The sequence below is a fragment of the Pseudomonas simiae genome, from assembly GCF_000934565.1.
Classification (GTDB): Bacteria; Pseudomonadota; Gammaproteobacteria; order Pseudomonadales; family Pseudomonadaceae; genus Aquipseudomonas; species Aquipseudomonas simiae.
On sequence record NZ_CP010896.1, the window covers coordinates 5347846 to 5372321 of the forward strand.

At 61.3% G+C, this 24476-nt stretch carries 23 protein-coding genes; 14 read left to right on the forward strand and 9 right to left on the reverse strand.

Annotated features, from left to right (window positions below; translation table 11 throughout):
• Positions 1-52: 52 nt before the first annotated feature.
• Positions 53-2443, reverse strand: a complete 2391-nt coding sequence (locus PF1751_RS24305) for a hybrid sensor histidine kinase/response regulator (RefSeq protein ID WP_044287936.1) — start codon at positions 2441-2443, stop codon at positions 53-55.
• A gap of 277 nt (positions 2444-2720) precedes the next feature.
• Here PF1751_RS24305 and PF1751_RS24310 point away from each other — a divergent pair, with 277 nt between their 5' ends.
• The 4 genes from PF1751_RS24310 to PF1751_RS24325 all read left to right on the forward strand — a co-directional run bounded on the left by PF1751_RS24310 (position 2721) and on the right by PF1751_RS24325 (position 6241).
• A complete protein-coding gene (locus tag PF1751_RS24310) occupies positions 2721-3518 on the forward strand; it encodes a hydroxymethylpyrimidine/phosphomethylpyrimidine kinase (protein ID WP_021492965.1) in 798 nt (265 codons plus the stop codon).
• A gap of 18 nt (positions 3519-3536) precedes the next feature.
• Positions 3537-4160 carry a thiamine phosphate synthase gene (gene thiE, locus PF1751_RS24315; RefSeq protein WP_010206764.1) on the forward strand — a complete coding sequence of 208 codons (624 nt, stop codon included), beginning with the start codon at positions 3537-3539 and terminating at the stop codon, positions 4158-4160.
• Positions 4161-4177: 17 nt separating this feature from the next.
• On the forward strand, positions 4178-5461 hold the full coding sequence (gene hemL, locus PF1751_RS24320; protein ID WP_010206765.1) for a glutamate-1-semialdehyde 2,1-aminomutase: 1284 nt from the start codon (positions 4178-4180) through the stop codon (positions 5459-5461).
• Positions 5462-5686: 225 nt separating this feature from the next.
• Entirely contained in the window at positions 5687-6241 is a 555-nt protein-coding gene (locus PF1751_RS24325) for a tetratricopeptide repeat protein (RefSeq protein ID WP_010206766.1), read from the forward strand.
• Between the two features lie 128 nt (positions 6242-6369).
• Here PF1751_RS24325 and PF1751_RS24330 read toward each other — a convergent pair whose 3' ends face one another.
• The gene (locus tag PF1751_RS24330) at positions 6370-6696 is read right to left on the reverse strand and encodes a DUF1820 family protein (RefSeq protein WP_003194436.1); all 327 of its coding nucleotides are present in this window, start codon (positions 6694-6696) and stop codon (positions 6370-6372) included.
• A 131-nt stretch (positions 6697-6827) separates the two neighbouring features.
• Here PF1751_RS24330 and miaB point away from each other — a divergent pair, with 131 nt between their 5' ends.
• The 5 genes from miaB to lnt all read left to right on the forward strand — a co-directional run bounded on the left by miaB (position 6828) and on the right by lnt (position 12255).
• Positions 6828-8156: a tRNA (N6-isopentenyl adenosine(37)-C2)-methylthiotransferase MiaB gene (miaB, locus tag PF1751_RS24335; RefSeq protein ID WP_021492966.1), complete on the forward strand. Its 1329-nt coding sequence runs from the start codon at positions 6828-6830 to the stop codon at positions 8154-8156.
• 230 nt (positions 8157-8386) lie between these two features.
• Complete coding sequence (locus PF1751_RS24340) at positions 8387-9391, forward strand: PhoH family protein (RefSeq protein ID WP_010206770.1); 1005 nt, start codon at positions 8387-8389, stop codon at positions 9389-9391.
• Positions 9384-9842, forward strand: a complete 459-nt coding sequence (gene ybeY / locus PF1751_RS24345) for an rRNA maturation RNase YbeY (RefSeq protein ID WP_010206771.1) — start codon at positions 9384-9386, stop codon at positions 9840-9842. Before PF1751_RS24340 ends, ybeY begins: the two co-directional genes overlap by 8 nt.
• 41 nt (positions 9843-9883) lie before the next feature.
• The gene (locus PF1751_RS24350) at positions 9884-10723 is read left to right on the forward strand and encodes an HlyC/CorC family transporter (protein WP_010206772.1); all 840 of its coding nucleotides are present in this window, start codon (positions 9884-9886) and stop codon (positions 10721-10723) included.
• A gap of 8 nt (positions 10724-10731) precedes the next feature.
• Positions 10732-12255: an apolipoprotein N-acyltransferase gene (gene lnt / locus PF1751_RS24355; RefSeq protein WP_010206773.1), complete on the forward strand. Its 1524-nt coding sequence runs from the start codon at positions 10732-10734 to the stop codon at positions 12253-12255.
• 126 nt (positions 12256-12381) lie between these two features.
• Here the strand turns inward: lnt and PF1751_RS24360 are convergent, their stop codons facing one another.
• Positions 12382-13143, reverse strand: coding sequence for a YdcF family protein (locus PF1751_RS24360; RefSeq protein WP_044287937.1), 762 nt, complete (start codon positions 13141-13143; stop codon positions 12382-12384).
• 99 nt (positions 13144-13242) lie between these two features.
• The gene (locus tag PF1751_RS24365; RefSeq protein ID WP_021492967.1) at positions 13243-13560 is read right to left on the reverse strand and encodes a hypothetical protein; all 318 of its coding nucleotides are present in this window, start codon (positions 13558-13560) and stop codon (positions 13243-13245) included.
• A 262-nt stretch (positions 13561-13822) separates the two neighbouring features.
• Between PF1751_RS24365 and leuS the strand changes: the two genes are divergently transcribed.
• The 5 genes from leuS to PF1751_RS24390 all read left to right on the forward strand — a co-directional run bounded on the left by leuS (position 13823) and on the right by PF1751_RS24390 (position 19980).
• Positions 13823-16429 carry a leucine--tRNA ligase gene (gene leuS / locus PF1751_RS24370; protein WP_010206776.1) on the forward strand — a complete coding sequence of 869 codons (2607 nt, stop codon included), beginning with the start codon at positions 13823-13825 and terminating at the stop codon, positions 16427-16429.
• A gap of 88 nt (positions 16430-16517) precedes the next feature.
• On the forward strand, positions 16518-17123 hold the full coding sequence (locus PF1751_RS24375; RefSeq protein WP_010206777.1) for an LPS-assembly lipoprotein LptE: 606 nt from the start codon (positions 16518-16520) through the stop codon (positions 17121-17123).
• A 39-nt stretch (positions 17124-17162) separates the two neighbouring features.
• Positions 17163-18200, forward strand: coding sequence for a DNA polymerase III subunit delta (gene holA / locus PF1751_RS24380; RefSeq protein WP_010206778.1), 1038 nt, complete (start codon positions 17163-17165; stop codon positions 18198-18200).
• Positions 18201-18428: 228 nt separating this feature from the next.
• A complete protein-coding gene (gene arfA / locus PF1751_RS24385; RefSeq protein WP_003176285.1) occupies positions 18429-18593 on the forward strand; it encodes an alternative ribosome rescue factor ArfA in 165 nt (54 codons plus the stop codon).
• Positions 18594-18654: 61 nt separating this feature from the next.
• Positions 18655-19980 carry a lytic murein transglycosylase gene (locus PF1751_RS24390; protein WP_010206779.1) on the forward strand — a complete coding sequence of 442 codons (1326 nt, stop codon included), beginning with the start codon at positions 18655-18657 and terminating at the stop codon, positions 19978-19980.
• Between the two features lie 130 nt (positions 19981-20110).
• Here PF1751_RS24390 and PF1751_RS24395 read toward each other — a convergent pair whose 3' ends face one another.
• From PF1751_RS24395 to PF1751_RS24415, 5 genes are all read right to left on the reverse strand, one after another.
• A complete protein-coding gene (locus PF1751_RS24395) occupies positions 20111-21031 on the reverse strand; it encodes a S66 peptidase family protein (protein WP_044287938.1) in 921 nt (306 codons plus the stop codon).
• Positions 21032-21186: 155 nt separating this feature from the next.
• Positions 21187-22188: a lipoyl synthase gene (gene lipA, locus PF1751_RS24400; RefSeq protein ID WP_162098517.1), complete on the reverse strand. Its 1002-nt coding sequence runs from the start codon at positions 22186-22188 to the stop codon at positions 21187-21189.
• A gap of 26 nt (positions 22189-22214) precedes the next feature.
• On the reverse strand, positions 22215-22862 hold the full coding sequence (gene lipB / locus PF1751_RS24405; RefSeq protein ID WP_010206783.1) for a lipoyl(octanoyl) transferase LipB: 648 nt from the start codon (positions 22860-22862) through the stop codon (positions 22215-22217).
• The gene (locus PF1751_RS24410; protein WP_010206784.1) at positions 22862-23137 is read right to left on the reverse strand and encodes a DUF493 domain-containing protein; all 276 of its coding nucleotides are present in this window, start codon (positions 23135-23137) and stop codon (positions 22862-22864) included. The genes lipB and PF1751_RS24410 overlap by 1 nt, the downstream gene beginning before the upstream one ends.
• Positions 23138-23221: 84 nt before the next feature.
• The gene (locus PF1751_RS24415) at positions 23222-24379 is read right to left on the reverse strand and encodes a D-alanyl-D-alanine carboxypeptidase family protein (protein ID WP_010206786.1); all 1158 of its coding nucleotides are present in this window, start codon (positions 24377-24379) and stop codon (positions 23222-23224) included.
• Between the last annotated feature and the right edge of the window lie 97 nt (positions 24380-24476).

Genomic DNA, 24476 nt, shown 5'->3' on the forward strand with positions numbered 1-24476 from the left:
ACGGTGCCCGTCGATTGAGGCCGGTTTTTTCAGTTAAGCACTGCTACGACGCTTAAAAAAGTGGCATACCCGCCGAATACGCGGCGCTTTCACCCTCTGCCGGACACAACAACCGACGCTCCAACACCGCCTGCAAGGCCTCGAAACGCACAGGTTTGACCAGATGCTCAGAGACGCCGATGCCATGACAGCGCTCTCGCTCCGACACATTCAGCGACGTACTCAGGGCGATTACCGGCAACTCGCCGCAGCCCGGCAGTGCACGGATCTGACAGCACAACGAAAAACCCCCTTCGGGAATATCCAACAGTACGGCGTCGAAATCCCCCGCTTGCAAAGCCGCCAACGCGTTCGGGCCCGTGTCCACGGTTTTTACCCGGTAACCGAGCTTGAGCAGCATGCCGCGCACGACCAATTGGCCGACGCTGTTGTCATCCACCAACAACACCGAACACTCCTGCGGCGCGCGTTGCCGATCCGGCGCTGGCTTGGAGTCTGACGCTACCGGGCTGACTTCCAGTTCCAGCTGAAAGCGACTGCCTTTGCGCGGCTCGGAATGATGGGTGAGACGCCCGCCCAGCAACTCGATCAGTTGCCGACAGATCGCCAAGCCGATACCCAGGCCGCCATACTCGCGGGTGGTGGAGCCATCCAGCTGGAAGAAACGCTGGTACAGGGTCGCCTCGTCGAGGAAAGCAAAGCCGATACCGGTGTCGGTAACGATAAAGCTCAAACGCAGACCGCCGTCACTCTGGGGCACACCCACCACACGCAGGCGCACCGAGCCTTCGTGGGTAAATTTGAAGGCGTTGTCCAGCAGGCAATCCAGGCTCTGCAGCAGTTTGTCGGCGTCACCCAGTACGCGGTCCGGCAACTCGTCCGCCACGTCGATGGAAAACGCCAGGCCTTTACTCTGGGCGTTGGCGGTGAATTGCTGGCGCAAGGTGTCGAGCGTACCGCGCAGGCTGAATACCTGGGGCTGGGCACTCAGGCGACCAGCCTGCAGCTCGGTGAGGGTGAGGATGCCGTTGACCATGCGCATCATGTCCCGCGCCGAACCGGCGGCGGTTTGATGGTATTGCGCCAGGTCCGCATCCAGGGGCACGGTCTGCATCAGTTCGAGGGAGCCGATCACGCCGTTCATGGGCGTTCGCAGTTCGTGGGTCAGGGTGGCGAGGAATTCATCCTTGAGCCGATTACTGCGGGCCAACTGCTGGTTGAGCACTTCGAGTTTCTGGCTGGCATCGAAGAGGATCTGCGCCTGTTGCTCGCGCATGGAATTGATGCGGTCGGCCAGAGCCAGGGACAGCAACGCCACTTCAATCGCCGAGCCGATCTGGCTGGCGTACATGGTCAGGAATACGTTGGGCAAGTAACCCAGCACCATCAACGTATTCACCACCCCGCCCAACAGGAACGCCGACCAGGCGATGATGAAATAGCGCGCCACCCGCTGCCCGCAGTACCAGGCCTTAATGGCGGCGACGAAGATGGTCACGGTAAACACCAGCGCCAAGCCGGTAGCCAGGCGCAGCGCCAGGGCGTAGCTGGTCATCAATGACAACAGCATCACCACACCGCCACAGGCCACCAGCGCCAGCAGCAGCCGGTTGATCCAGCGACTGTGCTGGGCCGTGTGCAAAAAGCTGCGCGCAAACAGGCTGCCAAACAACGCCGCCGAGCCAATCAGAAACGGCGTCGCGGCATTCGCCCACCAGGGGTTGTTCGGCCAGAAATACTCCACCGCCGCGCCGTTGACCGACAGCTGATACATGCCAAACGAGGCGATATAGAAGATGTAATAGAGGTAGCTGGTGTCGCGCACGCTGAGGTAGATGAACAAGTTGTAGACCAGCATCCCCAGCAGCACGCCATAGATCAGGCCCAGCACATACAGGCGCAGCGGCTGTTGCTCCAGGTAGGCGGTGCTGGACCAGAGCGTCAACGGCGCCTGGATCGAGCCTTCGCTTTGCAGGCGCAGGTAGACGGTCTTGGCCTCGCCCGGCGCGAAGTCGACCTTGAACAGGTAGTTGTTCTGGCGGATCTCACGCGCGGAAAACGGCAGCGCATCGCCCGTGCGCCCCGCCAGGCGATAGGTGCCGCTGCTGTCCGGCAAGTACAGGTCAAGATGGTCGAGCGGCGGGTAGGCCAGCTCCAGCAACCAGGTACGCTGCGCTTCGGCCTGAGTCGGCAGGTAGTGCAAATTGACCTTGAGCCAGAACACCGAGCGCGAGTAGCCGGCATTCAGGGTGTCTTTATCGTGGGGTTTGAACTGCGGGGTGGCGGAAGGCGCACTGACGTCCGCGATGGTGAGGGCATCGGTCGGGTCTTCGAGCACTTGAATGGCTCGGCCCAACGGCAGGCTTCGCGTGTTCTGGTTGAACTCGATGGCGTTGGCGAACAGCGGCAGCCCGCTCAACAAAAAAATCAGCAAATAGCGCATAGAGCCCCAGCGTGGCCTGTCCGGTCATGTCAAAAAAGCCCCCCATTCCTTTTGAGAAGACGTACACCGGCAATACAGTCAGTAGTTTGGATCCACTCTAGCATAGCTGCCAAAGGCCACTAGACACCATTGAAATAATTTTTTGAAAGGCTCTAGATCGATGCTTTCAGCGATTTTTGTCGTCTAAAAAACCGCCAAAAAAGCGTCACTGCAGTGACAAAATTCAGCCATCGCCAGACGGCCCCGCCAAAAGCGTTTGGTGGTAAGCTCGCGCACCATGAATATCTACAGCTCTCGTCCCGTTGTCCTCTGTCTCTCCGGCCATGACCCCAGTGGTGGCGCCGGCTTGCAGGCAGATATCGAAGCCCTGCTCGCCCAGGGTTGCCATGCGGCTCCGACCGTTACCGCCTTGACCGTGCAAAACACCGTCAACGTCAGTGATTTCCGCGTGCTCGACCGCGAGTGGGTACTGGCCCAGGCGAATGCTGTACTCGGCGACTCCGAGGTGGCGGCGGTCAAGCTGGGCATGCTCGGTTCCACCGCGATGGTCGACACCGTGGTCGAACTGCTGCAGGCGCATCCGCACCTGCCCGTGGTGTGCGACCCGGTGCTGCGCGCCGGCGGCGGCGGCAGCCTGGGCAAGGACGACGTCGGTTATGCGATGCGCGAGCGGTTGCTGCCGCTGTCGCTGATCGCCACGCCCAACCTGCCGGAAGCGCGCATCCTTGCGGAGCTGCCTGAAGGCACGGCGGACGAATGCGCCGAGAAGCTGCTGCCGTACATCAAGCACCTGCTGATCACCGGCGGCCATGGCGACGAGCACGAAGTGCACAACCGCCTCTACAGCCGCGATGGCACGCGCCAGACCTTTACCTGCCAGCGCCTGCCCGGCAGCTATCACGGTTCGGGCTGTACGTTGGCCAGCGCGTTGTCCGGTCGGATTGCCCAGGGCGAAGGCTTGGTCAGCGCCGTGCAATCGGCCCTCAACTACACTTGGCGCACCCTGCGTGATGCCGAACAACTTGGCCAGGGCCAGTTTGTACCACGCCGGTTGCCGCTGGATTTCTGCTCGTAAGACTAAGAGGCCTGCCCGATGAAACTACGTGGCCTTTACGCCATTACCGACAGCCAACTGCTGGCCGGGAAATTCCTCGCCTACGTCGAAGCCGCGTTGGACGGTGGCGTGACCCTGCTGCAGTACCGCGACAAAAGCAGCGACGAAGCCCGGCGCCTGCGTGAAGCGGAAAAGCTGCGGGAGCTGTGCTCGCGCTATAAGACCCAACTGATCATCAACGACGACGCTGAACTGGCCGCGCGCCTCGGCGTCGGCGTGCACCTGGGCCAGACCGACGGCCCGCTGACCCCGGCCCGGGCCCTGCTCGGCTCCAAGGCGATCATCGGTTCCACCTGCCACAGCCAGATCGAACTGGCCGAGCAGGCGGCCAAGGAAGGCGCCAGTTATGTCGCCTTCGGCCGCTTCTTCAATTCCAACACCAAGCCTGGCGCGCCTGCCGCGACCGTGGAGATGCTGGCCCAGGCCCGCACACGTTTGCAGCTGCCAATCTGCGTGATCGGTGGCATCACCCTGGAGAACGCCGAGCCCTTGGTGGCCCATGGCGCCGACCTGCTGGCGGTGGTGCACGGCCTGTTTGGCGCCGACAGCACCCAGGAAGTCACGCGCCGCGCCCGTGCGTTCAACGCCCTTCTTAAGATTTGATTTCAGAGAGCCCGATCATGTCCCGTTCCGAAACGCTGTTTGCCAATGCCCAGAAACACATCCCCGGCGGTGTGAACTCCCCCGTGCGTGCGTTCAAGAGCGTGGGCGGCACGCCGCTGTTCTTCAAGCACGCCGAAGGCGCCTACGTCACCGACGAAGATGACAAACGCTACGTGGACTATGTCGGTTCCTGGGGCCCGATGATCCTCGGCCACAGCCACCCGGACGTGCTGGATGCGGTGCGCAAGCAGCTGGAACACGGCCTGTCCTACGGCGCGCCGACCGCCATGGAAACCGAGATGGCCGACCTGGTCTGCTCGATCGTACCGTCGATGGAAATGGTGCGTATGGTCAGTTCCGGCACCGAAGCCACCATGAGCGCGATCCGCCTGGCCCGTGGTTTCACCGGCCGCGACAGCATCATCAAGTTTGAAGGCTGCTACCACGGTCACTCCGACAGCCTGCTGGTGAAAGCCGGTTCCGGCCTGCTGACCCAAGGCGTGCCAAGCTCCGCCGGTGTGCCGGCGGCATTCGCCAAACACACGCTGACCCTGCCGTTCAACGACATCGCCGCCGTCGAGCAGATGCTCAATGAAGTGGGCAAGGACGTGGCGTGCATCATCGTCGAGCCGGTGGCCGGCAACATGAACTGCGTACCACCGGCACCAGGCTTCCTCGAAGGCCTGCGCGCGCAGTGCGACAAACACGGCGTGGTGCTGATTTTCGACGAAGTGATGACCGGTTTCCGCGTCGCGCTCGGCGGCGCCCAGGCTCACTATGGTGTCACGCCGGACCTGAGCACTTTCGGCAAGATCATCGGCGGCGGCATGCCGGTGGGCTGCTTCGGCGGCAAGCGCGAAATCATGCAACACATCGCGCCGTTGGGCCCGGTGTACCAGGCGGGAACCTTGTCGGGTAACCCGCTGGCCATGGCCGCCGGCCTGACCACCCTGCGCCTGATCAGCCGCCCGGGCTTCCACGCCGAGCTGACCGACTACACCACGCGCCTGCTGGACGGCCTGCAACAGCGCGCCGATGCCGCCGGCATCCCCTTTGTTACCACCCAGGCGGGCGGGATGTTCGGCCTGTATTTCAGCGGTGCCGACGATATCGTGACGTTTGATGACGTAATGGGCAGCGACGCCGATTTGTTCAAGCGTTTCTTCCACTTGATGCTGGAAGGCGGTGTGTACCTGGCGCCAAGCGCTTTCGAAGCCGGCTTCACCTCGATCGCCCATGGCGAAGCCGAGCTGAAATTGACCCTCGATGCCGCCGAGCGCGCCTTTGCTGCATTGAAATAATTGGCCGAAAAAATCAGGCACCGCGCAAACGGTGTCTGATTTGCTACTTTGCTTACAGAGATTTCCGCGTTTTTTAGAGAAATCACCTGCAATCCGGCAGATAACTTGCCCAAGCAGCAGAAAAACGAGTAAAGACTTTGTAAGCAGAGGCCTGCTTATTTCATAATGCGCGCTTATTGGATCCCCCGAGGATCCGCGCGCCCCGTCAGAGGTAAGTCGATTCCCATGAAACGCACCGGCCGCACCCTGGTTCTGGGCTGCCTGTTGCTCCTTCAGCCGCTGCTGGCGCATGCACAAGCAGGCGGCAACTCGTTGTTAATCCCAGCGATGGGTCGTTGCACCCTCAATACCCAGCCAGACAGCCAGGCCGAAGCCTTGAGCGCGTGCCAGAAACAGGCCGATGGCGGGGATGCGCAGGCGCAATACGAGTTGGGCGAGTACTTCCACGACAGTAAAAACCCGGCCCGCGACCTCAACAAGGCCTTGAGCTACTTCGAGAAAGCCTCGTTGCAAGGTCACGCCCAGGCGCAATTCGAGCTGGGAAACATGTTCTTCAAAGGCGAAGGCGTGCCGGCCAATAACGTGCAGGCGTACATCGTGCTGAAAATGGCCGCGGTCAACGGCGCCGAAGACGCGCTGGACACGGCCGACGAAGTCGCCGAGCACATGCAGCGCGATGAACTGGAAGTCGCCACCCAGGTGTTGGGCCAGATTTTCCGCAATTACCTGCAGGAATTGCAGAGTGCCGATGGGCGCTCGCCCTTTTCACCCCTGCCCTGAGTCTTTGATGCTTTTTAGGGCCTCTTCGCGAGCAAGCCCGCTCCCACATTTGACTGCATTCCAAAGCTGGAACTCATCACGTGTGGGAGCGGGCTTGCTCGCGAATAGGGTCGACGCGGTCTAAAGCCCTACTTCTCAGGCATCGGCATCGGAAACGGCATGACATTGCTGGTGCCCCGCGCCTCGCTGATCTTCGGCGTACCCAGGCGCTCGACTTCATCGATGCGCACGATCGAATGCATCGGCACAAAACTGCGCACCACGCCTTCAAATTGAGCCTTGAGCTTCTCTTCGCCCGGATCGACGACCAACTGGGTGCGCTCGCCAAAGACGAACTCTTCCACTTCCAGGAAGCCCCACAGATCACTTTGATAGATCTGCTTGGCGTACATTTCGAACACCTGGCCCTGGTTGAGGAAAATCACCTTATAGATTGGAGCTTCACGTTTGGTCATGGTGGGCGAACAACACATCGGGGATATAAAAGAGGGCGCGAACTATAGCATGGCACCCGATGCACAACGCTAGGAACCAATGGGCATGCCCCCTATAATGCGCGGTTCTTTACCACCAGTTGACGATTCCCATGGCCAAGAAGCTTTATATCGAAACCCACGGTTGCCAGATGAACGAGTACGACAGCTCGCGCATGGTCGATCTGCTGGGCGAACACCAGGCCCTGGAAGTCACCGCCCGCGCCGAAGATGCCGACGTGATCCTGCTCAATACCTGCTCGATCCGCGAGCGGGCCCAGGACCGTGTTTACTCGCAGCTGGGCCGCTGGCGTGAATTGAAACTCGCCAACCCGGACATGGTGATCGCCGTCGGCGGTTGCGTGGCCAGCCAGGAAGGCGCGGCGATCCGCGACCGCGCGCCCTATGTCGATGTGGTCTTCGGCCCGCAGACCCTGCACCGCCTGCCGGAAATGATCGACGCCGCACGCTTCACCAAGCTGCCGCAGGTCGACGTGTCATTCCCTGAAATCGAAAAATTCGACCACTTGCCCGAGCCGCGCATCGATGGGCCAAGCGCCTACGTATCGGTCATGGAAGGTTGCAGCAAGTACTGCACCTTCTGTGTGGTGCCCTACACTCGTGGCGAAGAAGTCAGTCGGCCATTTGACGACGTGCTGTCGGAAATCATCCACCTGGCCGAAAACGGCGTGCGTGAAGTGACCTTGCTGGGCCAGAACGTCAATGGCTACCGCGGTTTGACCCACGACGGTCGCCTGGCCGACCTGGCGGAATTGATCCGCGTGGTCGCCGCCGTGGACGGTATCGAACGCATCCGCTACACCACCTCGCACCCGCTGGAGTTCTCCGACAGCCTGATCCAGGCCCACGCCGAAGTGCCGGAACTGGTCAAGCACCTGCATCTGCCGGTGCAATCGGGCTCGGACCGCATCCTCTCGGCCATGAAGCGCAACCACACGGCCCTGGAATACAAATCCAAACTGCGCAAACTGCGCGCGGCGGTGCCGGGTATCTGCATCAGCTCGGACTTCATCGTCGGTTTCCCTGGCGAAACCGAGAAAGACTTCCAGCAGACCATGAAGCTGATCGAAGACGTCGGTTTCGACTTTTCCTACTCGTTTGTGTACAGCCAGCGCCCGGGCACCCCGGCGGCGGACCTGCTGGACGAAACCCCGGAGGCGTTGAAAAAGGAGCGGTTGAACGCACTGCAACATCGCCTCAACCAACAGGGTTTCGAGATTAGCCGACAAATGGTCGGCTCGACCCAGCGCATCCTGGTCACCGATTACTCGAAGAAAGACCCGGGTGAGTTGCAGGGGCGCACCGAGAACAACCGCATCGTCAACTTCCGCTGCGACAACCCGACCCTGATCGGCCAATTTGCCGATGTGCACATCGATGCGGCGCAGCCACACTCGTTGCGCGGCTCGCTGATCAACTGATCTCGCGGACCGGATGAAGATCAAAATGTGGGAGCTGGCTTGCCTGCGATAGCGATGTATCAGTGCCCTATGTGCCAACTGACCCACCGCTATCGCAGGCAAGCCAGCTCCCACAGGAGTTCTTCATGGTTATCGAGAGTGGGGCCAGGCTATTTAAGTGCTTTCGCACACCGGCGCCTGGCGTTATTCTCTCTTTCACCTCAACAGCCAAAGGGCGGCTAAAAGCGACCTTGAACGCACCCATAGCAGAACCCCATCGTTTTATCCTCGAGCCATTTGAGGCTCGCCGTTTCGCCAATCTGTGCGGACAGTTCGACGAGCACCTGCGCCTGATCGAACAACGCCTGAGCATCGAGATCCGCAACCGCGGCAATCAGTTCGAGCTCATTGGTGAACCCCAACACACCACGTCTGCAGAAAACCTGCTGCGCCGTCTCTACCGCGAAACCAAGGGCAGTGAGCTGTCGCCGGAAACGGTGCACCTGTACCTGCAGGAATCGGCGGTTGAAGACCTGGCCAACAACCCTGTGGCCGAAGCCAGCGTGGCCCTGCGTACCAAAAAAGGCATGATTCGCCCCCGTGGCTTGAATCAGCAGAAGTACGTCAAGGAAATCCTCGGCAACGACATCAATTTCGGCATCGGCCCTGCCGGTACCGGCAAGACCTACCTGGCCGTGGCCTGCGCGGTCGACGCGTTGGAGCGTGAGCAAGTGCGCCGCATCCTGCTGGTGCGCCCAGCGGTCGAGGCCGGCGAAAAGCTCGGTTTCCTGCCCGGCGACCTGGCCCAGAAGATCGACCCGTACCTGCGCCCGCTCTATGACGCGCTGTACGAGATGCTCGGCTTCGAATACGTGGCCAAGCTGATCGAACGCCAGGTGATCGAGATCGCCCCGCTGGCCTACATGCGCGGTCGTACCTTGAACAACAGTTTCATCATCCTCGACGAAAGCCAGAACACCACTGTCGAGCAAATGAAGATGTTCCTCACCCGGATCGGCTTCGGCTCCACTGCGGTGATCACCGGCGACATCACCCAGGTCGACCTGCCCAAGGGCACCAAGTCGGGCCTGGGCCAGGTGATCGAGGTGCTCAAGGACGTGCCGGGCATCAGCTTCACGCACTTCATGCCCAAGGATGTGGTGCGCCACCCGCTGGTGCAGCGCATTGTCGAGGCCTACGAGCGCTTCGAACACCGCGACGATGGTTTGTCCAAGGATGTTCGCCGCGATGCTTGAGCTTGACCTGCAGCTGGCCACCGACGCGCCCGCCCCCAGCGAAGCACAGTTCCGCCAATGGTGCGCCCTGGCCCTGCGCCAGCGCACCGCCGACTCGGAACTGACCATTCGCCTGGTGGACGAGCCCGAGGGCCGCGAACTGAATCACACCTGGCGCCAGAAGGATTACGCGACCAACGTGCTGTCCTTCCCCGCCGACGTGCCGGATGAACTGCTGGATATCCCGTTGCTGGGCGATCTGGTCATCTGTGTCGCCGTGGTGGAGCGCGAGGCAAAAGAACAAGGCAAGGAACTAGAAGCCCATTGGGCCCATCTAGTCATCCACGGCTGCTTGCATCTCTTGGGTTACGACCATATAGACGATGACGAAGCCGAGGAAATGGAAACACTGGAACAAACGTTGCTTGCAGAATTGGGTCATCCGGACCCGTATGCCGACGACGAAGTTTAAAAACACTCAACTGTAACAATAAAGGATTCAGAGTAATCGCTATGAGCGAAGACCGATCGAGCAACGGGCAGAAGTCATGGCTGGGTAAACTGACCCAGGCTTTTGCCCACGAGCCGAAAAACCGCCAGGAGCTGCTTGAGCTGCTGCGCGAGGCCCATCAGAACAAGTTGCTGGACAGCGAAGCGCTGGCCATCGTCGAAGGCGCCATCCAGGTGGCTGACCTGCAAGTACGCGACATCATGGTCCCGCGCTCGCAGATGATCAGCATCAAGGCGACCCAGACCCCTCGGGAATTCCTCCCGGCCGTGATCGACTCGGCGCACTCGCGCTACCCGGTGATCGGTGAAAGCCATGACGACGTCATGGGCGTCCTGTTGGCCAAGGACCTGCTGCCGCTGATCCTCAAGGAGAACGGCGACAGCTTCAACATCAAGGACCTGCTGCGTCCGGCCACCTTCGTGCCCGAATCCAAGCGCCTGAATGTGTTGCTGCGCGAATTCCGCGCCAACCACAATCACATGGCAATCGTGATCGACGAATACGGCGGCGTAGCCGGCCTGGTGACGATTGAAGACGTGCTGGAACAGATCGTCGGCGACATCGAGGACGAGCACGACGTTGAAGAAGACAGCTACATCAAGCCACTGCCCAGCGGTGACTTCCTGATCAAGGCGCTGACGCCGATCGAGAACTTCAATGAGTTCTTCGACAGCGAATTCTCCGATGACGAGTTCGATACCGTCGGCGGGTTGGTGATGAGTGCGTTCGGGCATCTGCCCAAGCGTAACGAAACCACCGAGATCGGCGCGTATCGCTTCCGCATCCTGAATGCCGATAGTCGTCGAATCCACTTGATCCGCCTGACCCCTATTGCCCGCTAAGGAATGACATGCAGCGCCTAACCCGCCCCGGCTGGCCCGGTAATCTGCTGGCCGTGGTGGCCGGTGCCATCACCACCCTGGCGTTGGCGCCGTTCGACGTGTGGCCATTTGCGCTGCTGGCGGTCGGACTGTTCTATATCGGGCTGCGGGACCTGAGCCCGCGCCAGGCCCTGGGCCGTGGCTGGTGCTTCGGTTTCGGCTTGTTCGGCGCCGGCACCAGCTGGATCTACTACAGCATCCACCACTTCGGCGGCGCTTCGGTGCTGCTGGCGGGTTTCTTGATGCTGCTGTTTACCGCCGCCATCGCCTGGTTCTTCGCGCTGCCCGCGTGGTTGTGGGCGCGCTGGTTGCGTCGTAACGAGGCCCCATTGGCGGATGCATTGACGTTTGCTGCGTTGTGGGTGGGCCAGGAAGCGTTTCGCGGCTGGTTCCTGACGGGGTTTCCGTGGCTGTACTCCGGCTACAGCCAGCTTGACGGCCCGCTGACGGGTTTGGCGCCCGTGGGCGGTATGTGGCTGATTTCCTTTGCCCTGGCACTCACGGCGGCGCTGCTGTGCAACTTGCCGCGCCTGCTGGCTGGCAAGCGCAACGCATTCATTGGTGCAGGCCTTGTATTACTGGTCGCGCCCTGGGCGATCGGCCTGGCGCTCAAGCATCACGCCTGGACCAGCCCGTCTGGCGCGCCGCTGAGCGTGGCCGCCATCCAGGGCAACGTCGAACAAAGCATGAAGTGGGACCCGGAGCAGCTCAACGCACAGCTCGCGCTGTACCGCGACATGAGCTTCACCTCCAAGCCCGTCGACCTGCTGGTGTGGCCGGAAACCGCCGTGCCGGTGCTCAAGGAGTCTGTCGAAGGCTACCTGGGCATGATGGGCAAGTTCGCTGCCGACCGGCACACCGCGCTGATCACCGGCGTACCGATCCGCCAGGAAGTGCATCACCAGAAGCGCTACTTCAACGGTATCACCGTGGTTGGCGAAGGCGACGGCACCTACCTCAAACAGAAGCTGGTGCCGTTTGGCGAGTACGTGCCGCTGCAGGACATGCTGCGCGGCCTGATTGCCTTCTTCGATTTGCCAATGTCCGACTTCGCTCGCGGCCCGTCAGACCAGGCAATGCTGCAGGCCAAGGGCTATCAGATTGCGCCGTTCATTTGCTACGAAGTGGTGTACCCGGAGTTCGCTGCCGGCCTGTCGGCCCAGAGTGATCTGCTGCTCACCATCAGCAACGATACGTGGTTCGGCCGCTCCATCGGTCCGTTGCAGCACCTGCAAATGGCGCAGATGCGTGCGCTCGAAGCCGGTCGCTGGATGATCCGCGCCACCAACAATGGCGTGACCGGCCTGATCAACCCGTTCGGTCAGATCACCGCGCAGATCCCGCAATTCGAACGCGGCATCCTCTACGGTGAAGTCGTGCCGATGCACAACCTTACGCCGTACCTGCAATGGCGCTCATGGCCGTTGATCATTGTGTGCCTGGGGCTGTTTGGCTGGGCGCTGCTGGCCGGTCGCATGGCCAAAACCGTCTGACAGACAAACGCAGACACCCAATGTGGGAGCGGGCTTGCTCGCGAATGCGGTGGATCAGTCAATACATTTGGTGACTGACACACCGCATTCGCGAGCAAGCCCGCTCCCACATTTTGATTTGCGGTGTTATTGGTAGAACACCCGATACCCCACCTGCCCCACCGCTTCATTGATCAACTGCCCGCTCTGCCACACCGACTTGAACTCCGGCATCCAACCACCCAGCGGCCGGGCGTTGTCCACGCCCAGGAAACCCACGGGCGCCGGCACCACGGTGAAACCGGCCTTTTCAAAGCTCCAGACCGAACGCGACATGTGCCAGGCCTGGGTCACCACCACCACGCGCTTGATACCCTCCGGCAATAGAATCTCGGCACTCATCTGCGCATTTTCCCAGGTCGTACGGCTGCGCTCTTCCTTCCAGCGTACGGTTACACCGAAATCATCCTGCATCGACACGGCCATCAACTCCGCCTCGCTGGGCGGTGTGCCGTAATGCAGGCCACCGGAGGTCAGCACCGGCAAACCGGAAGCCTCGGCCAAGCGTGCGGCGTAGCGCTGGCGCCCCAGGCCGATACCGGTGGGCTGGTCGGCGCCCCAGGCCGGGTCACCGCGTTCACGCCCCGAACCCAACACCACAATGGCGTCGGCGCGCTGGGCCAGGGTGCTCCAGTCCTCACGGGCCAACGGTGGCTCGCTTTCCAGGGCCCGGGCACCCCACTCCACCATCACCGGCAAGCTGATCAGCCACAGGCCACCCAGCCCCAGGGCGAAGCAGCACGCCGCCAAGCGCGGACGGCTGCGACGAAACCACCAGGCAAGGGCCAGCAACAGCAAAAGAATGCCGGGCGGCAGGAGCAGTTGTTTGATGAAGTAACGAATAGGCATCGGGCATCTCCATAGATGCCCGAAGCCTAAGGTGTAACGGGGTTTAGCGACAATCTTTACGGTGACATAGAGCGATGATGCAGTTCAGGGGGGAGTGAACTACTTGTGGCGGGCGGACCGGAGTTTTTCCGCGCCACGGCCGGCCGACAAGTCCTTGAGCCACACCACCTTGGCTGAATGCGTAGGCTCCTTGATTGGCGGGGTTGCCACCCAAGGAGGCGCACTGCGCCCATTGCGGTCCAGATAAGCATTGATCAGTTCCAGCTCCGCGCGGCTAAGCCCACGCAGTTCCAACTCAACAGGCCGTTCATCACGCAATCGGCCCGCTGTCCTCGCTGCATCCAATGCACGACCCAATCGGTCGATCAGTCCTTCGTAGATATCCGGTGTCGTTACGATTCGCTGCGATTCAACCATCCCCTCACCTCATTGAAGATATGACTCATTCCCCAATAAACAGCGTAGCCCCCATGGCTGCACCTGCCTGGCGCCGCGACAGACGGCCCTGCCTGCGCAATCAGGGTTTCCCTCGATAGAGTGGGGTCATGTATGCTACGGCGCTTCCTGTAACTCCACTTCCCGCAGGGTTTGGGCACGGACGCGCCGCTTTTTGGTGTCGATCAACCTGAATGTTGCACCGAAGAGGATTAGGCCACCCCTATTCAGTTCAAAAGTAGCCATGCACGAACAATATCAGCCCCGTGAAATAGAAAATGCCGCCCAAACCTTCTGGGACGAGCAAAAGTCCTTTGAAGTCAGTGAACAGCCAGGCAAGGAGACTTACTACTGCCTATCGATGTTCCCTTACCCCAGCGGCAAGCTACACATGGGGCACGTGCGTAACTACACCATCGGCGACGTGATTTCCCGTTACCAGCGCATGCAAGGCAAGAACGTCCTGCAACCCATGGGTTGGGACGCCTTCGGCATGCCGGCGGAAAACGCCGCGATGAAAAACAACGTGGCGCCCGCCAAGTGGACCTACGAAAACATCGCCTACATGAAAACCCAGCTGCGCAGCCTGGGCCTGGCGGTGGATTGGTCCCGCGAGGTGACCACCTGCAAGCCGGATTACTACCGCTGGGAACAATGGCTGTTCACTCGCCTGTTCGAAAAAGGCGTGATCTACAAAAAAAGCGGCACCGTGAACTGGGACCCGATCGACCAGACCGTCCTGGCCAACGAACAGGTGATCGACGGCCGCGGCTGGCGCTCCGGCGCGCTGATCGAAAAGCGCGAAATCCCGATGTACTACTTCAAGATCACCGCCTATGCGGATGAGCTCTTGTCGAGCCTCGACGACCTGCCGGGCTGGCCTGAGCAGGTCAAGACCATGCAGCGCAACTGGATCGGCAAGTCGAAAGGCATGGAAGTGCAGTTCCCGTACAACGTCGACTCGATCGGCGAAGCGGGCGCACTCAAAGTCTTCACCACCCGTCCGGATACCCTGATGGGCGCGACTTACGTCGCCGTGGCCGCCGAACACCCGCTGGCCACCCAGGCCGCACAGAACAACCCTGAGCTGCAGGCGTTCATCGCCGAATGCAAAGGCGGCAGTGTGGCCGAAGCCGACGTTGCCACCCAGGAGAAAAAAGGCCTGCCCACCGGTCTGTTCGTCGAGCACCCGCTGACGGGCGAGAAGCTGCCGGTCTGGGTCGCCAACTACGTGCTGATGCACTACGGCGATGGCGCAGTAATGGCTGTGCCGGCTCACGACGAGCGCGATTTCGAATTCGCCACCAAATACAACCTGCCGATCAAATCCGTGGTGCGCACCAGCTCGGGCGATACCAACCCGGCCCCGTGGCAAGACGCCTACGGCGAGCACGGTGAACTGATCAATTCCGGCGAGTTCGACGGCCTGGACTTCCAAGGCGCTTTCGATGCAATCGAAGTTGCACTGATCAAGAAAAACCTCGGTGCCTCGCGCACCCAGTTCCGTCTGCGTGACTGGGGCATCAGCCGCCAGCGCTACTGGGGCTGCCCGATCCCGATCATTCACTGCGAAAGCTGTGGCGACGTGCCAGTACCGGAAGACCAACTGCCGGTTGTCCTGCCGGAAGATGTGGTACCGGATGGCGCCGGTTCGCCATTGGCGCGCATGCCCGAGTTCTACGAATGCAGCTGCCCGAAATGCGGCCAGCCTGCCAAGCGTGAAACCGACACCATGGACACCTTCGTCGAGTCCTCGTGGTACTACGCCCGTTACGCCTCGCCGCACTACGAGGGTGGCCTGGTGGAAAAATCCGCGGCCGATCACTGGCTGCCGGTTGACCAGTACATCGGCGGTATCGAACACGCCATCCTTCACCTGCTGTATGCGCGCTTCTTCCACAAGCTGATGCGCGATGAAGGCCTGGTGAGCTCCGATGAGCCGTTCAAGAACCTGCTGACCCAGGGCATGGTGGTCGCCGAGACTTACTATCGCCGAGAAGCCAATGGCGCCTATACCTGGTTCAACCCGGCCGACGTTGAGCTTGAGCGCGACAGCAAAGCCAAGGTCATCAGCGCCAAGCTGATCGCCGATGGCCTGCCGGTGGAAATCGGCGGCACCGAGAAGATGGCCAAGTCAAAGAACAACGGCGTTGACCCACAGTCGATGATCGATCAGTTCGGCGCCGACACCTGCCGCCTGTTCATGATGTTCGCCTCGCCGCCCGACATGAGCGCCGAATGGTCCGACTCCGGCGTCGAAGGTTCGCACCGCTTCCTCAAGCGCGTCTGGCGCCTGGCGCACGCCCACATCAGCCAGGGCCTGCCGGGCAAACTGGACGTGAACGCCTTGAGCGACGAGCAGAAACTGATTCGCCGCAGCACCCACCTGGCCATCAAGCAAGCCAGCCAGGACGTGGGCCAGAACCACAAGTTCAACACCGCCATCGCCCAGGTGATGACACTGATGAACGTGCTGGAAAAAGCACCACAAGCGACCGAACAGGATCGTGCACTGGTACAGGAAGGCCTGGAAACGGTCACCCTGCTGCTGGCACCGATCACGCCGCACATCAGCCACGACCTGTGGAACCGCCTGGGCCACAGCGAAGCCGTCATCGATGCACGCTGGCCGGTGCAGGATGACAGCGCCCTGGTACAGGACACGCTGCAACTGGTGATCCAGGTCAACGGCAAACTGCGTGGCCAGATCGACATGCCGGCTACCGCCAGCCGCGAAGACGTTGAAGCGGCTGCCCGCGTCAACGAAAACGTGCTGCGCTTTACCGAAGGCCTGACGATCCGCAAAGTGATCGTGGTGCCTGGCAAACTGGTCAATATCGTCGCTAGCTAATCGGATCGGGCGCAGGGCTTGAGCCCTGCGTCGAACAAAGCCTTCAGGGCCTCGATAAGGCCCACATGGTTTCAAGGGGAGCAACAAAATGATCAAACGCAATTTGCTGGTAATGGGCCTTGCCGTGCTGCTGAGCGCTTGCGGCTTCCAGCTGCGCGGCACCGGCACCAACGACCTGGCGATCAAGGAACTGGACGTCAGCGCCCGCAATGCCTACGGCGACACCGTGATTCAGTTGCGCCAGGTTCTAGAAAACAGCGGCGTGCACGTTTACACCGGCGCGACCTACAAGCTGTTCCTGGCTGATGAGAGAGAAACCCAGCGCAACCTGAGCTACGCCAGCGCCGGCCGTGCGTCGGACATCGAGTTGAGCACCGAACTGAGCTTCCAAATCCAGGGCCGCGACCATCTGCCATTGATGGGTGACAAGATCCAGGTCCAGAAGGTCGTGAGCCACGATGGCAACAACCTGGTGGGCTCGGACTCGGAAATCGTCCAAGTGCGCAAGGAAATGCGTCGTGAGCTGGTCCAGCGCATGATCCTGCGTCTGCAACTGCTGACGCCAGTGCAATTGGAAGCCCTGCAGCAGGCCGCTGACAACAAGGCCAAAGCCGACGCTGACGCGCTGAAAGCCGCCAAAGAGTACGAAGACAACACGCCGAAACAATCGCCTGTTGAAGTACCTGTCGAGTAAGCCAGACGGGGCGCCCCAAACGCCCCGTTCGCCCTGCCTATGAAACTCGCTCCCGCCCAACTCGCCAAACACCTGCAAGGTGGCCTTGCGCCTGTCTATATCGTCAGCGGCGATGACCCGCTGCTGTGCCAGGAAGCCGCCGACGCCATCCGCACCGCGGCACGCCAGCAAGGCTTCGACGAACGCCAGGTCTTCAGCGCCGACGCCAGTTTCGACTGGGGCACGCTGCTGCAAGCTGGCGCAAGCATGTCGCTGTTTGCCGAAAAACGCCTGCTGGAACTGCGCCTGCCTTCGGGCAAGCCTGGCGACAAAGGCGCTGCCGCCTTGATGGAATACTGCTCACGCCCGGCCGAAGACACGGTGCTGCTGATCAGCCTGCCCAAGCTCGACGGCAGTGCGCAGAAAACCAAATGGGGCAAGGCCTTGGTGGAAGGGGCCCACACCCAGTTCATCCAGATCTGGCCAGTGGACAGCAACCAGCTACCGCAGTGGATTCGCCAGCGCCTGTCCCAATCGGGGCTGTCGGCGACCCAGGATGCGGTGGAGCTGATCGCCGCCCGGGTCGAAGGCAACTTGCTTGCCGCCGCCCAGGAGATCGAAAAGCTCAAGCTGATGGCCGAAGACGGGCAGATTACCGTCGAGACCGTCCAGGGCGCCGTGGCGGATAGCGCACGCTTTGATGTGTTCGGACTGGTGGACGCGATCCTTAATGGCGAACCCGCCCACGCCCTGCGCATGCTCGAAGGCCTGCGTGGCGAAGGGGTGGAACCACCGGTGATTCTCTGGGCCCTGGCCCGTGAACTGCGCGTACTGGCCAATATTGCCCTGCAATACAGCCAGGGCACGCCGCTGGACAAGGCCTTCAGCCAAGCCCGGCCGCCGGTATGGGACAAGCGCAAACCGCTGATGAGCAAAGCGCTGCAGCGGCACTCGGCGCAACGCTGGGCGCAACTCTTGCTGGAAGCGCAGCGCATCGACGCACAGATCAAGGGCCAGGCGGCCGGTTCGCCATGGATGAGCCTGAGCCGTTTGTCGCTGTTGATGGCCGGCCAGCGCCTGACCCTCCCCGCCGAATAACACCCTCTTGAAACACCACGTTCCCCTGTGGGAGCCGAGCTTGCCCGCGATGCAGGCACCTCGGTTTTTCAGAGGCATCGAGCTGATGCTATCGCAGGCAAGCCAGCTCCCACATTCACCGCGCTTACTTCAGCATACGAAAACACCTACACATCGCCGGGCTTTACAGCGGCCCGACTTCGGCAGATGATTTGCACCGCTTCATCCCACCTGACGAGAGTACCGACCATGAGCAAAAAGCCATCCAAGCATGGCCCCAACAAGGCCAAATCCATCATCGCCCAGCCACTGTTCCGCAGCCGTCAGGAACGCGCCGGCAAGGGCAAAGGCAGCTACCGCCGCGAAGCCTTCCAGTCTAATAGCTGGGAGGCTTCTTACTTTCTGGCTGCCTGAAGGCAAGCGCCCCTCTGACATGATAAGGTCTGCACCTGATTTGTAATCCCTGGACCTGTGCATGCCCTCTAGTCTTTCCCATCGTTGGCACCTTCGCCAATTGATCGCTGCCTCCAGCCTCATTCTGCTCGTCGCCTGCGCGGAAAAACCGACCGCCGCCGACGCTCAACCCCTGCCCAAACTCCAGACCGCCCCCGTGGTAGCGCCCGCTGTCGTGGCCCCGCTGGCCGTGGACAATCTGGACATCCAACCGACCCAGACCTTCGCCGAATGGCAGGCGGGCTTTCGTGTGCAAGCCCTGCAGGCCGGCATCACCGCTGCCGTGTTCGACAACGCCTTCGCCAATGTCACCCCGGACATGGCGGTGATCCGGGCCGATCGCAGCCAGCCTGAATTTTCCCGCCCGGTGTGGGAGTACCTCGATGGCGCCCTCTCGCCACTGCGCGTACGTAACGGCCAGTCGCTGTTGATCAAGTACGCCGACATCCTGCAAAGCATCGAACAACGCTATGGCGTCGACCGCCAGGCATTGGTGTCGGTATGGGGGATGGAGAGCAACTTCGGCCAGTTCCAGGGCAATAACTCAGTGATCCGCTCACTCGCGACCCTGGCCTATGAAGGCCGTCGCCCAGCATTCGCCCAGGCGCAATTGCTGGCCGCGTTGCAGATCATCCAGCATGGCGATATCCAGGCCGACCAGATGAAAGGCTCCTGGGCCGGGGCCATGGGCCAGACCCAATTCATCCCGACCACCTACAACACCCACGCCGTGGACTTCGATGGCGACGGTCGCCGCGATATCTGGAACAGCCCGGCCGACGCCCTCGCCTCCACCGCGCACTACCTGCAAAGCTCCGGCTGGCAGAAGGGCCAGCCGTGGGGCTTCGAGGTGAAACAACTGCCGGCGAATTTCGATTACGCGCTGGCCGATGGCGGCATCCGCAAGACAGTTGCTGAATGGCTCAAACTGGGCATCCAACTGCCGCCGGGCGCAACCCTGCCGCCGAACGTTGACCAACTGTCCGCTGCCTTGCTATTGCCGGCCGGTTACCGTGGTCCGGCCTTCCTGGTGCTGGATAACTTCCGTGCAATCCTCAAGTACAATAACTCGTCGTCCTACGCATTGGCGGTTGGCCTGCTGTCGGAACGCTTCGCGGGCGGTGGCGTGATTCGTGGCGATTGGCCGAAGGATGAGCTGCCATTGAGCCGCTCGCAGCGTATCGACCTGCAGACGGCCTTGAGTGCCAATGGCTATGACGCGGGCAACCCGGACGGCATTATCGGCGCCAATACGCGCAAGGCGATCCGTGCAGCGCAGCAAGCGCTGGGCTGGCCGGCGGATGGCTATCCGACGGTGAAACTGCTGGAATCGTTGCAGAATCGGTAGATCGGCTTATGGCTGCCACCGCTTTCGCGAGCAAGCCCGCTCCCACATTTGACCGAGTTCCAACTTTGGAATGCTGACAAATGTGGGAGCGGGCTTGCTCGCGAAGGCGGTTTGTTAGGCGACAACAAGCTCAGGCCTTGAACACCACATCCTGCTCCAACACCACCCTCTTCTCCCCCGCATCCAGCCTGACCAACGCGCCCATCGGCAGCGTCAGATTCGGATCACAATGCCCGCTGCGCCAGCCTGACAGCACCGGAATGCGCAAGGGTTCGAAGGTCTGCTTGAGTAGGCGCTCCAGCGCGGCACCGTCCACCCCCGCCACATCCCCGACCAGCACACCGGCAACCTGCGCCAGCTTGCCCGCCAAACGCAGGTGCGTCAGCAGGCGGTCAATACGGTAGATCGGCTCGTTGACGTCCTCGATCAGCAGGATGATGCCTTCTGCGTCGATCTCGAAGGGCGTGCCCATGACCGCCGCGATCATCGACAGGTTGCCACCCAGCAAGCGCCCACAGGCAATGCCAGGTTCGAGGGTGGTCAGCGGGTAAGCTGCCGGGTGCGCCAGCACGCTGCCAGCGCCCAATTGGCCGCGCAGCATGCTGAACAATGAAGACTCGGTAGGTTGCTGCTTGTCACCCAACAGGTCGGCGTTGAGCATCGGCCCGTGGAAGGTCACAAAACCGGCGTAGCGGCTGATTGCCAGGTGCAGAGCGGTTATATCGCTGTAGCCTACGAATGGCTTGGGGTTGGCGCGCAACAGGTCGAAGTCCAGGCTGTCGAGCAGGCGTGGCGTGCCGTAACCGCCACGCAGGCAGAAGATGGCGTCGATATCGGGGTTGGCAAAGGCGTTGTGAAGGTCGTTGAGGCGGGTTTTATCGCTGCCGGCGAGGTAGCCATCGCGTTCATAGACGCCGGGGAAGATCCGCAGGTCGTAGCCGCGAGTACGCATCCATTGGCCGGCTTTTTCGACGTCCAGGGTGGCGGGGCCGGCGGGGGCGATCAGGGCGATGGTGCCTTCGCTACGAAGGGCAGGAACGGCGGCGGTCATACACAACTCTCCCTAACTAACGCGGAGCGAAATGTGGGAGGGGGCTTGCCCCCGATAGCGGTGGATCAGCCAGCACATGTAGCGACTGACATACCGCAATCGGGGGCAAGCCCCCTCCCACATAAGCCCCCTCCCACACTGGGCCTGAACCCCGATCAGGAAACCAGGCTAGCCTTGACCAGCTTGGCCTGTTCATCAGCGTGATACGAGGAACGTACCAACGGCCCCGACGCCACGTTCTTGAAGCCCATCTTGTAACCTTCCTCGGCGAACCAGGCGAAGGTGTCCGGGTGCACGAAACGCTGCACCGGCAAGTGGCTGCGGGACGGTTGCAGGTACTGGCCCAGGGTCAGCATGTCGATGTCGTGTTCGCGCATGCGCTTCATGACTTCGATGACTTCTTCGTCGGTCTCGCCCAGACCCAGCATCAGGCCGGATTTGGTTGGGATGTGCGGCATCATCTGCTTGAATTTCTGCAGCAGGGTCAGCGACCACTGGTAGTCCGACCCCGGACGCGCCGCCTTGTACAGGCGTGGCACGGTTTCCAGGTTGTGGTTGAACACATCCGGTGGCTCGGCGGCGGTGATTTCCAACGCTACCTCCATGCGACCACGGTAGTCCGGCACCAGGGTTTCGAGCATCACGTTCGGCGACAGCTTGCGAATCTCGCGGATGCAGTCGGCAAAGTGCTGGGCACCGCCGTCACGCAGGTCGTCGCGGTCAACCGAGGTGATCACCACGTACTTGAGTTTCAGGTCGGCGATGGCGATGGCCAGGCTTTCCGGCTCGTTGACGTCCAATGGCTTCGGACGGCCGTGGCCCACGTCGCAGAACGGGCAACGACGGGTGCAGATGTCACCCATGATCATGAAGGTGGCGGTGCCGCCAGAGAAGCACTCGCCCAGGTTCGGGCAGGACGCTTCTTCGCACACGCTGTGCAGCTTGTGTTTGCGCAGCAAAGCCTTGATACGGTCGACTTCCGGCGAAACCGGGATGCGCACGCGGATCCAGTCAGGCTTCTTCGGCAGTTCGGTGGTCGGAATGATCTTCACCGGGATGCGTGCAACCTTCTCGGCGCCGCGCAGCTTGACGCCGGCTTCCACCTTGGCACGCGGGGCCGGGGCCGGACGTTCGGTAACGTCCACCGTCGGGATCATGGTTTGCACTGCATCAGTAGTCATAATCAGTCGATTCCGCCCGTAAGGGTCGTCTGCTCAGCATAGTCGAGGTGTTTGACGAGCTGCGCACGCAGCCGGGCACTTACCTCGGCAAATTTAATCGGTGTGGCATGGTCGCTCAGCTGCGTCATCGCCAACCCGGCATAGCCACACGGGTTGATGCGCCGGAACGGTGCCAGGTCCATGTCCACATTCAGGGCCAGGCCATGAAAGGAACAACCGTGGCGAATGCGTAAACCGAGGGAGGCGATTTTCGCGCCGTCCACGTACACACCGGGTGCATCGGGCTTGGCCGCGGCGCTCACGCCGTAACTGGCCAACAGCTCGATCAGGCAAGCCTCCATACGGCTTACCAAGTCACGTACGCCGAACCCAAGCTTGCGAACGTCCAGCAGCAGATACGCCACCAGTTGACCCGGACCATGGTAAGTCACTTGACCCCCTCGGTCGACCTGCACCACCGGAATATCACCCGGCAGCAACAGATGCTCGGCCTTGCCGGCCTGCCCCTGGGTGAAGACCGGCGGGTGTTCCACCAACCAGATTTCATCGGGTGCCGACGTGCCGCGCTCGTTGGTGAACCGCTGCATGGCGTGCCAGACGGGCTCGTAGTCCATCCGGCCGAGCTCGCGAAAGCCCAGGACGTGAGACATCACAACACCATGTGCACGAAGCCCGTGGCCCGCAGTTCGCTGTTGATGTTGTAGAGCTGGTCTTGATCGATCGCAACGATGTGCAACTGGATCGTGGTGTATTTGCCGGTTGAACTGGATCGTTCGTCCACGCGCTGATCGTTGATCGTTGCGTGTTTACGCACGATCTCAAGGATCAGGTCTTTACGGCCGACACCGGTATCGCTGATCACCTTGATGGGATAGTCCACCACCGGGAATTCGATCTTTGGCGCCTTTACTTCTTTATCGGTCATGGCGTAACGGCCTCGTAAGCGTAAGCCGTGGCGACGGGCAAAGCCCCGCGTCGGATCAACGCGGGGCTTTGCAGGTGCACACTATCAGTTGAACAAGCTGTAGAAGAATAGACGGATGCTATCCCAGACGCGGCGGAAGATACCACCTTCGTCGACGGCGTCCAGGGCGATCAGGTCGGCGCTGTGCACCACTTTGTCGTCCAGCTTGACTTCGACCTTGCCGATCACATCACCCTTGGCGATTGGGGCAACCAATTGCGGGTTCATGGTCATGCTGGCCGCGAGCTTTTTCAGCTGGCCTTTAGGCATGGTCAGGGTCAGGTCGTCGGCCAGGCCGGCTTTGACCTGGGAGGTCGCGCCTTTCCACACTGGCGCGGTCGCCAGCTCAGCACCCTTCTGGTAGAAGGTCTGGGTTTCGAAGAAACGGAAACCGTAGGTCAGCAGCTTTTGCGTCTCGGCCGCACGGGCCTGCTCGCTGTTGGTACCGAAGACCACGGCGATCAAGCGTTGGCCGTCACGGACAGCAGACGACACCATGCAGTAGCCGGCTTCGTCGGTGTGGCCGGTTTTCAGGCCATCGACGGTCTTGTCGCGCCACAGCAACAGGTTGCGGTTAGGCTGCTTGATGTTGTTCCAGAAGAATTCCTTCTGGGAGTAGATCGCGTAGTGCACCGGGTCGACGCGGATGATCGCGCGCGCCAGGATCGCCATGTCGTGAGCCGACGAGTAGTGCTCTGGGTTCGGCAGGCCGGTCGGGTTCATGAAGTGGCTGTTGGTCATGCCCAGGTCGGCCACGGTTTTGTTCATCATGTCGGCGAACGCGTCTTCGCTGCCGGCGATGTGCTCGGCCAGGGCGACGCTGGCGTCGTTACCGGACTGGATGATGATGCCGTGCAGCAGGTCGCTCACGGTGACCTGCGAGCCAACCTTGATGAACATCCGCGAACCGCCGGTACGCCAGGCGTTTTCGCTGACGGTGACCGGGTCGTTCTCGCCGATCTGGCCGCGACGGATTTCCAGGGTCGCGATGTAGGCGGTCATCAGTTTGGTCAGGCTGGCCGGCGGCAGGCGCTGGTCACCGTTGCTCTCGACCAGCACGTTGCCACTGGCGGCATCCATGAGGACCCAGGACTTGGCGGCCAGTTGCGGGGAAGCCGGCACCATTTCAACGGCCCAGGCGGCCGGGGTGATGATCAGCGAAAGAAGCAGGCACGTGCGTTTGGCTAAGGTGGTGATGTTCATCCGTCTCTCGAAATTGCTTATGGAAACTTGCCCTCGCGGGCAAAACTTATTCAGACAGCCCGTTGCCAGACTGTCGCGTGTTCGGTTGCCCGCTCAC

What these genes read in the sequence shown, in the direction of transcription:
- PF1751_RS24305 (WP_044287936.1), bottom strand. Translation starts at nt 2,443, where the DNA reads ATGCGCTATTTGCTGATTTTTTTGTTGAGCGGGCTGCCGCTGTTCGCC.
- PF1751_RS24310 (WP_021492965.1), top strand. Translation starts at nt 2,721, where the DNA reads ATGAATATCTACAGCTCTCGTCCCGTTGTCCTCTGTCTCTCCGGCCAT.
- thiE (WP_010206764.1), top strand. Translation starts at nt 3,537, where the DNA reads ATGAAACTACGTGGCCTTTACGCCATTACCGACAGCCAACTGCTGGCC.
- hemL (WP_010206765.1), top strand. Translation starts at nt 4,178, where the DNA reads ATGTCCCGTTCCGAAACGCTGTTTGCCAATGCCCAGAAACACATCCCC.
- PF1751_RS24325 (WP_010206766.1), top strand. Translation starts at nt 5,687, where the DNA reads ATGAAACGCACCGGCCGCACCCTGGTTCTGGGCTGCCTGTTGCTCCTT.
- PF1751_RS24330 (WP_003194436.1), bottom strand. Translation starts at nt 6,696, where the DNA reads ATGACCAAACGTGAAGCTCCAATCTATAAGGTGATTTTCCTCAACCAG.
- miaB (WP_021492966.1), top strand. Translation starts at nt 6,828, where the DNA reads ATGGCCAAGAAGCTTTATATCGAAACCCACGGTTGCCAGATGAACGAG.
- ybeY (WP_010206771.1), top strand. Translation starts at nt 9,384, where the DNA reads ATGCTTGAGCTTGACCTGCAGCTGGCCACCGACGCGCCCGCCCCCAGC.
- PF1751_RS24350 (WP_010206772.1), top strand. Translation starts at nt 9,884, where the DNA reads ATGAGCGAAGACCGATCGAGCAACGGGCAGAAGTCATGGCTGGGTAAA.
- lnt (WP_010206773.1), top strand. Translation starts at nt 10,732, where the DNA reads ATGCAGCGCCTAACCCGCCCCGGCTGGCCCGGTAATCTGCTGGCCGTG.
- PF1751_RS24360 (WP_044287937.1), bottom strand. Translation starts at nt 13,143, where the DNA reads ATGCCTATTCGTTACTTCATCAAACAACTGCTCCTGCCGCCCGGCATT.
- PF1751_RS24365 (WP_021492967.1), bottom strand. Translation starts at nt 13,560, where the DNA reads ATGGTTGAATCGCAGCGAATCGTAACGACACCGGATATCTACGAAGGA.
- leuS (WP_010206776.1), top strand. Translation starts at nt 13,823, where the DNA reads ATGCACGAACAATATCAGCCCCGTGAAATAGAAAATGCCGCCCAAACC.
- PF1751_RS24375 (WP_010206777.1), top strand. Translation starts at nt 16,518, where the DNA reads ATGATCAAACGCAATTTGCTGGTAATGGGCCTTGCCGTGCTGCTGAGC.
- holA (WP_010206778.1), top strand. Translation starts at nt 17,163, where the DNA reads ATGAAACTCGCTCCCGCCCAACTCGCCAAACACCTGCAAGGTGGCCTT.
- arfA (WP_003176285.1), top strand. Translation starts at nt 18,429, where the DNA reads ATGAGCAAAAAGCCATCCAAGCATGGCCCCAACAAGGCCAAATCCATC.
- PF1751_RS24390 (WP_010206779.1), top strand. Translation starts at nt 18,655, where the DNA reads ATGCCCTCTAGTCTTTCCCATCGTTGGCACCTTCGCCAATTGATCGCT.
- PF1751_RS24395 (WP_044287938.1), bottom strand. Translation starts at nt 21,031, where the DNA reads ATGACCGCCGCCGTTCCTGCCCTTCGTAGCGAAGGCACCATCGCCCTG.
- lipA (WP_162098517.1), bottom strand. Translation starts at nt 22,188, where the DNA reads ATGATCCCGACGGTGGACGTTACCGAACGTCCGGCCCCGGCCCCGCGT.
- lipB (WP_010206783.1), bottom strand. Translation starts at nt 22,862, where the DNA reads ATGTCTCACGTCCTGGGCTTTCGCGAGCTCGGCCGGATGGACTACGAG.
- PF1751_RS24410 (WP_010206784.1), bottom strand. Translation starts at nt 23,137, where the DNA reads ATGACCGATAAAGAAGTAAAGGCGCCAAAGATCGAATTCCCGGTGGTG.
- PF1751_RS24415 (WP_010206786.1), bottom strand. Translation starts at nt 24,379, where the DNA reads ATGAACATCACCACCTTAGCCAAACGCACGTGCCTGCTTCTTTCGCTG.